We start from the raw sequence: 10,973 nt of genomic DNA, 5'->3' as shown, positions 1-10,973 counted from the left end.
AAAACTCTTGTGGTGCGGGCATCTTGCCCGCATAAGGTGTACCTCAGTAGTTTCCGGTATTATGAAGTACAGTAATGATAAAACTCTTGTGGTGCGGGCATCTTGCCCGCATAAGGTGTACCTCAGTAGTTTCCGGTATTATGAAGTACAGTAATGATAAAACTCTTGTGGTGCGGGCATCTTGCCCGCATAAGGTGTACCTCAGTTGGGTTTCACTTCGTTCTACCCAACCTACAAACCAAAAACCTAACCCAAAACGAAATTCACCAACTTACCAGGAACAACAATCACCTTTTTAACTTCCTTTCCTTCAAGATAACGCTGTGCCACCTCCGACTCCCGCGCATATTTTTCCAACTCTGCTTGATCAGCTTTTGCAGGAACTTGAATAGAACCGCGAGTTTTACCCATAATTTGAATTACCAAAGTAATTTCATCAACTATCAAAGCCGCAGGATCAAAACTTGGCCAAGGTTGGGTATGGACAGAATTTTTATGCCCTAGTAATTGCCATAATTCATCACCAATATGTGGTGCAAAAGGCGCTAACATAATCACCAAAGTTTGCATCCCTTCCCCATAAACTGGGGAATTATGACAATCAGCATCAGTTAACGCATTACTTAACTTCATCAATTCCGAAATAGCCGTATTAAATTGATATTCATCCTGCACATCTTCGGTAATTGCTTGAATAGCAATATGAATGAAGCGACGTAAATCTTTTTCCGCTTTATTTAACTTATCAACTTCTGCTTTTTGCTGACAAACTCCCGCAGATGCGTAATCTGTAACCAACCGCCAAACCCGATTTAAAAAGCGAAATTGTCCCTCAACATCAGCCTCATCCCATTCTAAATCTTTCTCTGGAGGTGCTTTAAATAAAATGAACATTCGCGCCGTATCAATGCCATATTTATTAATCACATCTTCCGGCGCAACACCATTACCTTTTGATTTGGACATGGTAGCATATAGCTTTTGTAAAGGTTCGCCAGTTTGCGGATCTACAGGATTATTAGCATCAACTAAATGCGAAGGAATCCATTTATCCTTACCACCTTTTTTCGGGTTCATGTAAGTTAAACCCTGTACCATGCCCTGAGTTAATAACTTTTGAAATGGTTCATCAAAGTTAAATAAACCTCTATCTCTCAATACTTTAGTGAAGAAACGCGAATACAATAAATGTAAAATTGCGTGTTCAATTCCCCCTACATATTGATCTACTGGCATCCAATCATTTACTTTACCAGAATCAAAAATCTTTTCTTCATTTTTGGCATCAGAATAACGCAAGAAATACCAAGAAGAATCAATAAAAGTATCCATTGTATCGGTTTCCCGTTTCCCAGGAGTACCGCAAGTTGGACAGGTGACATTTACCCAACTTTCTAATTGTGCTAAAGGTGAACCACCACGGCCACTTAATGCAATTTCTTCTGGTAATTGTACAGGTAAATCTTTTTCTGGTACGGGGACAATTCCACATTCGGGACAATGAATCACAGGGATAGGTGCGCCCCAATAACGTTGTCGAGAAATCAACCAATCTCTGAGGCGATATTGTACTCTTAATTTACCAAAGTTTTGTTGTTCGGCAAATTCAATAATGGCCTTTTTTGCATCTATAGAATTCATCCCATTGAAGTCACCAGAATTAACTAAAATGCCCGCTTCTGTATAGGCTGATTTTAAAGTTTCCTCTGCACCAATTTCCGGGACAATCACCACTTTAATTGCTAAATTCTGTTCTTTGGCAAATTTGAAATCTCGCACATCATGGGCTGGTACACCCATTACCGCACCTGTACCATATTCATAGAGTACATAATCTGCAATCCAAATCGGTACTTCTTCCCCGGTAAAGGGGTTAATAACTTGACCACCCGTAGGAATACCCCGTTTAGGTTTGTCTTCCGCAGTCCGTTCTAACTCACTTTGGTTGCTGACTTCCTTGATAAAGGCTGCCACCGCTGCTTTTTGGTCTGAAGTTGTCACCACTTGAGTTAAGGGGTGTTCTGGGGCTAAAACGACGTAACTCACGCCATAAACGGTGTCGGGACGGGTGGTATAAACGGCGATTTTTTCATCTAAGCCGACAATCGGAAATTCTAAATAAGCACCAGTGGATTTTCCTATCCAGTTGGCTTGCATTAATTTAACTCGTTCTGGCCAACCTGTGAGTTTATCTAAATCATTTAATAATTCTTCTGCGTAGTCGGTAATTTTGAAAAACCATTGACGCAATAATTTACGTTCTACTATTGCTCCACTACGCCAAGAACGTCCTTCATTATCAACTTGTTCGTTTGCTAATACAGTTTGATCAATGGGATCCCAATTAACTGCCGCTTCTCTTTGATAAGCTAAACCAGCTTCTAAAAATTGCAGAAAAATCCACTGTGTCCACTTGTAGTAATCAGGAGAACAGGTAGCAACTTCACATTCCCAATCTAAGGATAAACCCAGACGTTGTAATTGTTGCCGCATTTGGGCAATATTTTGATATGTCCATTTGGCAGGGGGTACACCTCTATCAATGGCGGCGTTCTCTGCGGGTAGTCCGAAGGCATCCCAACCCATTGGATGTAATACACGATACCCTTGCATCCGTTTGAGGCGAGCGATTACATCTGTAATTGTGTAGTTACGGACGTGACCCATGTGCAAGCTACCGGAGGGATAAGGGAACATGGAAAGCGCGTAGAATTTTGGCTTATTTTGGTCTTGAGGCGTTTTGTCTAAGCCAAGTTCTAACCATGTTTTTTGCCATTTTTCCTCAATTGCGGCTGGTTGGTATGATGTTTTTTGGGGGGACTCCACAATTAAAACTCCTAATGCTGTTACCTAATCTCGCTATTGTGGCATAATTTAGATATAATTTTTTCTCACGCAGAAGTGCAAAAGTAAGAGTTTTGAGAATTAATTTCAGCGAAGTTGATACCTCAATTTAGGAACGCGGCCTTTTTATGGCAATTTCTAAGGTCGTTTTTACACGCCTGAATGCGTCCGCTAGACGACCTATTTCATCCTTGTATTCATTCTCAAAATTAGCATCCATGTCGCCTAAACTCACGGCCTCTGCAACTTGAGTGATTTGATTAAGAGGTCTAACAATATGTTGTTTCAGCCAGAGATTGACTAACGATATGGATATAGCAAAAATCGCCATAAAAGTTCCTAGAATGATCAGAAAATTTTGCTTGGCAATTTTATCAACTTTATCAGCAGGGACGTAAATAATTTTAGTGCCGATAACTTTATCCAATTCCCAGCCAAATCCGTTATTACCAGTATATACACCTTGTTTATATAAAGCCTGTAATGATTGAGGAGATGTTTCCAAACTGGTATGACAACTCAAGCAACTAGTTTGAGACTTTTCAATTATGATAGGACGGGCTGTATAAAAATAGCGCTTGTTTTCCCCATTCATGGTGAGATAACCTTCAGCTATATTTTTCCCCTTTGGTTTATATTGTTGGCTTAATTTCTCGATAATCTTGATCTCATTTTCGTCAGCTTTATCCTTGATATTTGTCGGGTTAATCATCGCATTTCTATAACGATATTCACCATACTTATCTTGAATAGCATTGGTAAAAATATCAAATACCTTGACCATAGCAACAGAAGGAATTGCTTCTATTAACATTTTCTCTTCTGATTGCTTTTCTAATAAAGGAGTCACTCTCTCCGCGTTATATTTCCGAATAGCGTCCACAGTTGAAATCAGTAAATTAGCTTGTGTCTGTACTTCATTTTCGGCATTTCGATGCAGAATCTTATAATAAACCACACCGCTAAAAATAATCCCTACCAGAAAAACTGCAAGCATGAGGGTAGTTAGTTTCTTGCTGAGGTTAAAATTTTTGGGTATTAGTGCCAATATTTTCATTATTCACCCCATACAACACGAAAACCAAACAGGTTACAACCGCAAAAACCGGCATCTGCATAAAAACGAAAAGAGGAATGGCAATTTTCAGAAGGAATGAACCAAGATCCTCCGCGCAGCACTCGTCTATTATTGCTATTATTTAGCCACACACTACCATCATCAGGGGCGTTTATATAATCTTCATGCCACCCGTCTTCGCACCATTCCCATACATTGCCACACATATCATATAAACCGAAAGGGTTGGCGGGAAATTTTCCAACTTCTGTGGTTTTTCCCTGATATTTACTATCATAATTGGCTAATTCTGGGGAAATTGTTTTCCCAAAATAGAATGCTGTGGTTGTTCCTCCACGACAGGCATATTCCCATTCTGCTTCACTAGGTAAGCGATAGGCTTTATTTGTTTTTTGCGAGAGTCTGGCACAAAATTCTTGGGCTTCATACCATGATAGACCCTCAACAGGTAAATTCTCACCTTGAAACTGTGATGGTTCAGGTTCTAAATTAATGTTTACTTTGGGTAAAGCCGCTACAATTCGCCATTGTTTTTGTGTGATTGGATATTTACCCATGAAAAACCCATAAACTGTAACTTGATGTTGTGGACTTTGAGATTTGTCGTAACCTTCCTCATTTTCTGGAGAACCCATTATGAAAGTTCCTCCGGGAATATTTACCATTTCTAGAAATACACCATTTCCTATGTCTTCCGTAAAATACTTCCCACTTTTAGGAATATATTTAATTTCCGGTTTTCTTACAAGACCCAGTAATTGACTTTTTAAACTTATCTCAGCGGTTTCAAACTCAAAAGTTTTTAACTGATAACCAAATTTGTTTTTTTCTGCTTCTGCTTCTCGCTGTTTTTGATATTCTGCTTCTTTACCAGATGTAATTTCTAACTCAATAGATGCTACATCTTCATCTCTCAAACCTAAAACATCTTGGCGATAATCTTTTAATATCTTCAAAGTTTGTTCATTTAAAGGATATTTCTGCTCGACTTCTTCTGCAAAATATTGTTGGTAACTTTTTAAATTTACTAACCGTCTCCGAAAAGGTTCTAAAACTTCTCTTTCTATTTCCTTGGCTACTGCATCTGTAATTCCCAAAGTTTTCCGTTTTTCTGTTAGAACTAAAATAGCAACTTTTTTTAGTTCACCATTTTGAGTATATTTTTCAACTAATTTACGATACTCTACTTCTGGATTTTTAGGAGTATAAGCCAATAAAATATCATATCCTTCCTTATCCAGAATAATATCTGGTTTCATATTAGGTTTTACAGCTTGGACTTTTGCTTTAGCGTAAGCGTGTAGTTCTTGAATATGAATTTTACCATCACTATCATTATCTGCTGCACCTGTCTCAATTCCCTCAACTAAATATTGAGTATAGAGTGAAAGTGTTGCACCTTCTTGTGTAAAAGAAGTTTGAGTTGCACCAGAAGATGTCATCACAACTCGTCCTTCTGCACCTAATTGTTTTTTGATATCTACACCAATACTTTTTGTGTGCCAACCATTAGCAAAAGCACCACTGTAACAAGCATCTAAAATTAAAACTTGTCGTTTAGAATAACAATTTCTCGACTGCGCTTGAATAAAATTTCCATCTACAGCGGTAGCTTCAAAATTATCTTTAGCCGTATTGCAAGTTGCTAAATAGAGATGATTATCGTCATTAATCATCCCATGTCCAGAAAAAAAGAATAATAATAAGTCCTCTTTTTCTGCATTTTTAAACAGATTGAGAATTGCTATTCTCATAACTTCTGAATTAGGGTTGAGTAGTTTTTCTACCTGTGTAAAGTTTCCTAAGTTCGGATTTTTTAAAACTCGTTCCATAGCCTCTACATCATTGAGCGCAGATGATAGGGGTGGGATATTTTCACCATACTCGCTAACTCCAATCAGCAGTGCTATTTTTTTAGCCATTGTCACCACCCATTGCAGCTAATAGGTCTTTTGCTATTTTTTCGCTTTCTAGCAGTTCTTGACGGCTTTTAGCCTCGATAATGACTTCTTTATCACCGACCTTGACACTAACTTTTATGGGTTTATCTCCCAAGCGATCGCTCAAAAAGCTGAAAAAACCTTTAATATTTTGTATATTGACTTTAGCTGTAATAAATCCGATTAAAGTGGCAAATCCTGGTTTGCTTCCTGGTTCTGGGTACATATCTTCGCTAAGATATGCTTTCTCCACTTCATCTAAATCTCGCAATTCCCGCAGTAGATTAACGGCTATTTTTTGTCGTCTGTTATCGTCTAATTCTGGGTAATCAACAGCAAAAGTAACCTGAATTGTGCGATCATTGGTCATATTTACCTCCACAGTGCCATTATGTCCTGTTTGCGTCGTCTTAATGGCTATTTTAGTAGTGATCACTGTTTTAGCATACTCTAAGGTAAACTTATGCCAATATTGTCAAATTTATGGAATTGGCAGTAAAATAGAGTATTAGTGGGAGTAAAAATGATTACAAACAGGAAAAAGCCCAAAATTAAGTATACCACTTGATGGCTGGTGGAGCAGTTGTGGTTTATTTATAGTTTATTTATATAAATTATTTATTTAATTGAGGTTATTAACTAGCTTTTATTTGGGGGCTATTGCTGTTTTCGGAATTTCCATGACTGGTTTGTTTAAAGCTACCATTAGAGAAGAATCAGAGGTTGCTGGCTGTGTCATGGTCGGTGTTAATTCTGTCGTTTCTGCCACCTGTAGTATTCTGGATGAGTTACCGGGGAATAAACTGGAAACTGTACCCAGAATACAAGCTGCTAAGGCCGCCCCAGCAAACATCCAGGCCAAGTCATAGGGTCGGTTAACACGCTTCAATACTTGCTCAATTGTGGTTTCCGATGACTGATTAGTTGGGGGAACAGGTATGTTTTGTAACCCTTGTCTAAGGTTTAATAGTCTCTTGTATAAGCACTTGACGGAGGCATCCGTTGATAACCACTCTTCGACTTGCCTCCGTTCAGTAGCTGTTACTTCGCCATCCAGATAAGCACTTAATAACTCAAAACAGTCGCGTTTTTGCATATCCATATTACTCATTGATTCGTTTTTGCTGCTCAGTAGCAGAAAATATATATTTTCGCTGACAGTCGTTAATACTTCTTAAATTCTGTCAGAGAATTGAGGAAACATGATGTAGATTATATATCTAGATAGCTTTGTAATTGAGTTTGTAATCTAGATCTGGCTCTGGCTATTCTAGATTTCACAGTTCCTAGAGAAACTCCGGTAACTTCGGCAATTTCTTCATAAGAGAGGCCTTCTATTTCTCTCAGGATAATAGTAGTCCGAAAAGCTTCAGGTAAATCCGCGATCGCTTCTCGCAACTGCTCATAAAATTCTCTAGTAGTCATTTGCTCATCTGGACTTGGTGTATCACCGGCAATTTCCCAATCCATTTCACCATCTTCTAGACTCCGGGGAGCATCTAGCGAGAGGGGACTAGCCACCCGTTTACGTTTACGTAATTCATCATAAAACAAATTAGTGGCAATACGACTTAACCAACCCCGGAACTTGGTAGGTTCTTGTAATCGGCCAATATTTCTATAGACACGAATCCAAACTTCTTGGGCTAAATCGGCTCTGTCAGACCAATCAGGGGCTAAATGATATAAAACTCGATCAACTTGGGTTTGATGACGGCGTAGCAGTTCTGCAAAGGCAGCACGGTCTGGACGCAATCCGACTTGACAGCGTAAAATAAGATCGTGGTTTGAGAGTTTGTCAACTTGCACCGATGCTGCTGGGTAGGTGGCACCAACTGTTGACCAGGATACACTAATGGATTGACTCATGGATCGGATTGGCTTTAAATCAAATCACTCTTCCCGATTTGACTGGATAATTAATTAAAAGTTCCCCAAGGGTGACGGGTTTATAATTGAAAGACGGAAATAGGGTAATTGGTAATGGGTAATGGGTAATTGGTAATTGGTAATTGGTAAAATTCACATCAGTTACTAGTTCCCAGGAGATGTCAGGGAGAAATAATAGGCGATAGCAATGGCAAGAAATGAATCTCTAGCGAGTATGGTCATGTTTCTCTGTTTTGGTACAGCAATTTTATCTCTAGCTGTCCACTTGCAAACGACAAGAAAAACAGGAGCAGGGGAGTTAAATTATTCCAGGTCTACAGGGGTCTATCCGCAGGATTCACTGGTGACTGGGGAAAGTGCAATTGCGGCTTCCGTACCTACCTCTCCCCAAAAAGCTGGGACAATTAACTTAGATTCTGATCAGAAACAACCCCAGTCAAGTTTGGCTAGTATTACAGGTACAATTAACAATACAAGCCCACCAGTATCAGCGGCGGACACTACCCAAGTTGTAGTAGATTTAAGCGATCGCCGTGTTTATGTCTCTCGATATGATGAGGTAATAGCTAGTTACCCTATCGCTATTGGTAAAAAGGGTTGGGAAACACCCACCGGCAATTTTCAAGTTATCCACAAGGAACATCATCCCATTTGGCGACATCCCATTACAGGAGCTATCTTTGACGGTGGTACTAATAGTCCTTTGGGGGATAGATGGATTGGTTTTTGGTCAGATGGCCGCAATGAAATTGGCTTTCATGGTACACCAGATGTTGATTTAGTGGGAGCAGCTGTTTCTCATGGTTGTCTGAGAATGCGTAATCCTGATGTACGGATGTTGTATAGCCAAGTTTCTTTAAATACACCTGTATTAGTCCGTGATTGAATTAGGTTCATTTAATTTCCTGGGATTTCCACGGTAATGGATCAATTGATTGTCCGTTTACATACAAACCCCAGTGTAAGTGTGGTCCAGTAGATGCACCAGTTGAACCTACTGCACCAATTTTTTGACCAGCTTTGACAAAATCACCTTCTTGAACATTTATACGACTCAGGTGCATGAAAATACTGACTACTCCCTGACCATGATCAATGCCGATGACGTTACCATGAACCCGGAAGCCTTGGGATACTGTCCCCACTAAAGCAACTCTTCCCGCAGCAGGGGCTGTGACAGATGATCCTGCCGCTCCCGCGTAATCCTGTCCACGATGGTAGTAATCATTCGCAAATACACCATTGTAGTAGCGACGGACACCATATCTAGTGGATGTTCTCCCTGCGTTGGGGGTGAGAAAAACACCGTTCCAGTATTTTTCCGGTGTCTGGAGGGCTTTAAATTCGGCTACTCGCTTGAGTTCATACTCGGTCGCCCCAACCCCAGCTTTACCCGGTGGTAAAGTGATGCGTTGGACTGGGAATTTGCGATCGCGCACTTGTACGGATAGTTTTTGTTCCTGTCCCTCCTCGAAAACTTTAATCGTTCTCACTCCAGCTTTTTCTAAGGGAGTTGTGGGAATAAAGGAACGGTATTGACGGGGTGCAATTTCAAAAGCTGGATAGTTTTTTTCGCCAACTGTCACCGTAGGATTACTAAGACTTTTCTGATCATCCGCCTCAATTAATACTGAAATTGTATCTCCCAATTGGGGATTTTTAGGCATGATCTGTACTTCTAAAGCCTTTGCGGGTAAGCCTAAAGCCATGGGAATGGCAGTAATTATGCCCAAGAGTATCTTAACACGGTTGCTCATTGTCAGAATCAAAATTAAAAGATTAACAGAATAAAAACAGAATAAAAACAGAATAAAAACAGGATAACAACAGTATTTAAGGTTCTTCCTGTGAACGGGGAGAGGTTTAGCAGTCAAAGCCAACCGTTAATTAACCACCTATATTGGGTTTTCTCAACCCAGACTACGCTGAATCATATTGAATTATAGATTTAGCCAAACCAAATTAACCACAGAGGTAGCACTAAAAATAAACCAATAAAGGTTAAAGCAATGCTGCTGGCTAATAAATTCCGATCCAAGTCGTAAACTTCCGCTAAAATCAGTACAGAAAGTCCCGTGGGTGTCCCTGACATAAGTACCAAAACTAGACGCTGTTCCCCAATCATACCCGCATAAGTCGCACCTAATCCTACTAATAAAGGAATAATCAAAACTTTCAAAATACTTGCTATAATGGCAATATCCAGATTTTGATATTCTTTTATTGTTCCTAGTCGCAAACCAACTAGCAACAAAGCGAGAGCAATTACCACCCACACAGCCTGATCTAAACCTGACTCAATCACTGCGGGTAATTGCACAAATTGGGTATTTAACCCAATGAAAAACGTCCACAGACTAGGAACAGTAGCTATATCTCGTAATTGTATCCACCAATGATTTTCAGTGGCTCTCTGTCCAAAATAACTGGCAATTAAGACAGCAATTCCATAAGTACCAACAACATTATTTGTGACGCTAAATAATACCGCCCAATCATTATTTTCTGGTCCTGTTAGCACTTGTGTTAGTGTTATTCCAACAAAACCCGTATTTCCTAAAATTGTTGCCAAAATAAAACTTCCTAAACTCGCTTTTTTAAAAGATGTAGATACTTCTACGCCTTTCTGCTCTGCCTTGATTTGATTAAACAATTGCCAAAACCACCAAGTCAACAGTGCTAAAACTAAACTTAGTAGTAACACTACTAATCCTATAAATGGTATTAATTCGCCATTTACCGCATTAGTATGACGTGCTAATACTAACAATTGTAGTGGCACTCCTACCCAGTATAGTGACTGTCCTAACCACTTGGCAAATTTATCGGAGCTAAATCGAGATAATATTAGACCTAACCCTATCCAAGTAAATAGGGGAGTATAAGCTTTGAATAGGGTTTCAATCATGATCAAGTGGTTAGTTATTTTTGCCCGCTGTATGAGTAATTATAGTTGCAAATCATGAGTTACAATACTCATTGCTGATAAAAATCACGATTAAAACTAATGATAGGAAATAAAACACAACCCAGAGAATCATTAAATAAAGCCTTGCTCAAAATCAATCCTTTTAGAAATGATATTGAAACTTTCAAAAAACATCTAAAAAACCTAATTGCAAAAATTAACGAATCTGAATCAGAGGAATTTCATAAAAACCTGATTGCTGACTTTTTAAAGAACACATATTACAGTTCTAATCACTTTATTAATACTCAAG

The 10,973-nt window shown here is 39.2% G+C and carries 11 protein-coding genes; 2 read left to right on the top strand and 9 right to left on the bottom strand.

What is annotated here, in order from left to right; all coding sequences use genetic code 11:
• Positions 1-246 precede the first annotated feature (246 nt).
• The 7 genes from leuS to FFO06_RS21260 form a co-directional block, all read right to left on the bottom strand.
• Positions 247-2,826 carry a leucine--tRNA ligase gene (gene leuS, locus FFO06_RS20115; protein WP_137909617.1) on the bottom strand — a complete coding sequence of 860 codons (2,580 nt, stop codon included), beginning with the start codon at positions 2,824-2,826 and terminating at the stop codon, positions 247-249.
• Positions 2,827-2,953: 127 nt separating this feature from the next.
• A complete protein-coding gene (locus FFO06_RS20110; RefSeq protein WP_137909616.1) occupies positions 2,954-3,901 on the bottom strand; it encodes a c-type heme family protein in 948 nt (315 codons plus the stop codon).
• A complete protein-coding gene (locus FFO06_RS20105) occupies positions 3,901-5,844 on the bottom strand; it encodes a caspase, EACC1-associated type (RefSeq protein ID WP_137909615.1) in 1,944 nt (647 codons plus the stop codon). Before FFO06_RS20105 ends, FFO06_RS20110 begins: the two co-directional genes overlap by 1 nt.
• Positions 5,837-6,298, bottom strand: coding sequence for a hypothetical protein (locus tag FFO06_RS20100; RefSeq protein ID WP_236097198.1), 462 nt, complete (start codon positions 6,296-6,298; stop codon positions 5,837-5,839). The genes FFO06_RS20105 and FFO06_RS20100 overlap by 8 nt, the downstream gene beginning before the upstream one ends.
• A 210-nt stretch (positions 6,299-6,508) precedes the next feature.
• Positions 6,509-6,973, bottom strand: a complete 465-nt coding sequence (locus FFO06_RS20095) for an anti-sigma factor family protein (protein WP_228036523.1) — start codon at positions 6,971-6,973, stop codon at positions 6,509-6,511.
• A 101-nt stretch (positions 6,974-7,074) separates the two neighbouring features.
• Entirely contained in the window at positions 7,075-7,731 is a 657-nt protein-coding gene (locus FFO06_RS20090) for an RNA polymerase sigma factor SigG (protein ID WP_137909614.1), read from the bottom strand.
• A gap of 19 nt (positions 7,732-7,750) precedes the next feature.
• Positions 7,751-7,888 carry a hypothetical protein gene (locus FFO06_RS21260; RefSeq protein ID WP_162501217.1) on the bottom strand — a complete coding sequence of 46 codons (138 nt, stop codon included), beginning with the start codon at positions 7,886-7,888 and terminating at the stop codon, positions 7,751-7,753.
• A gap of 45 nt (positions 7,889-7,933) precedes the next feature.
• Here FFO06_RS21260 and FFO06_RS20085 point away from each other — a divergent pair, with 45 nt between their 5' ends.
• Positions 7,934-8,638 carry a L,D-transpeptidase gene (locus FFO06_RS20085; protein WP_137909613.1) on the top strand — a complete coding sequence of 235 codons (705 nt, stop codon included), beginning with the start codon at positions 7,934-7,936 and terminating at the stop codon, positions 8,636-8,638.
• 7 nt (positions 8,639-8,645) lie between these two features.
• Here FFO06_RS20085 and FFO06_RS20080 read toward each other — a convergent pair whose 3' ends face one another.
• Both FFO06_RS20080 and FFO06_RS20075 read right to left on the bottom strand, forming a co-directional pair.
• On the bottom strand, positions 8,646-9,509 hold the full coding sequence (locus FFO06_RS20080) for a M23 family metallopeptidase (protein ID WP_137909612.1): 864 nt from the start codon (positions 9,507-9,509) through the stop codon (positions 8,646-8,648).
• 191 nt (positions 9,510-9,700) lie between these two features.
• Entirely contained in the window at positions 9,701-10,660 is a 960-nt protein-coding gene (locus FFO06_RS20075; RefSeq protein WP_137909611.1) for an AEC family transporter, read from the bottom strand.
• A gap of 99 nt (positions 10,661-10,759) precedes the next feature.
• Between FFO06_RS20075 and FFO06_RS22175 the strand changes: the two genes are divergently transcribed.
• Positions 10,760-10,973 (top strand): DUF7149 domain-containing protein (locus tag FFO06_RS22175; protein ID WP_236097197.1); only part of this gene is annotated, 214 nt, incomplete at its 3' end.

The sequence above is a fragment of the Dolichospermum planctonicum genome, assembly GCF_005402965.1.
In the GTDB taxonomy this organism is placed as follows: Bacteria; Cyanobacteriota; Cyanobacteriia; order Cyanobacteriales; family Nostocaceae; genus Dolichospermum; species Dolichospermum planctonicum.
Note: the sequence above shows the minus strand (reverse complement) of the source record. Positions and strands in the feature narration are given on the sequence as shown.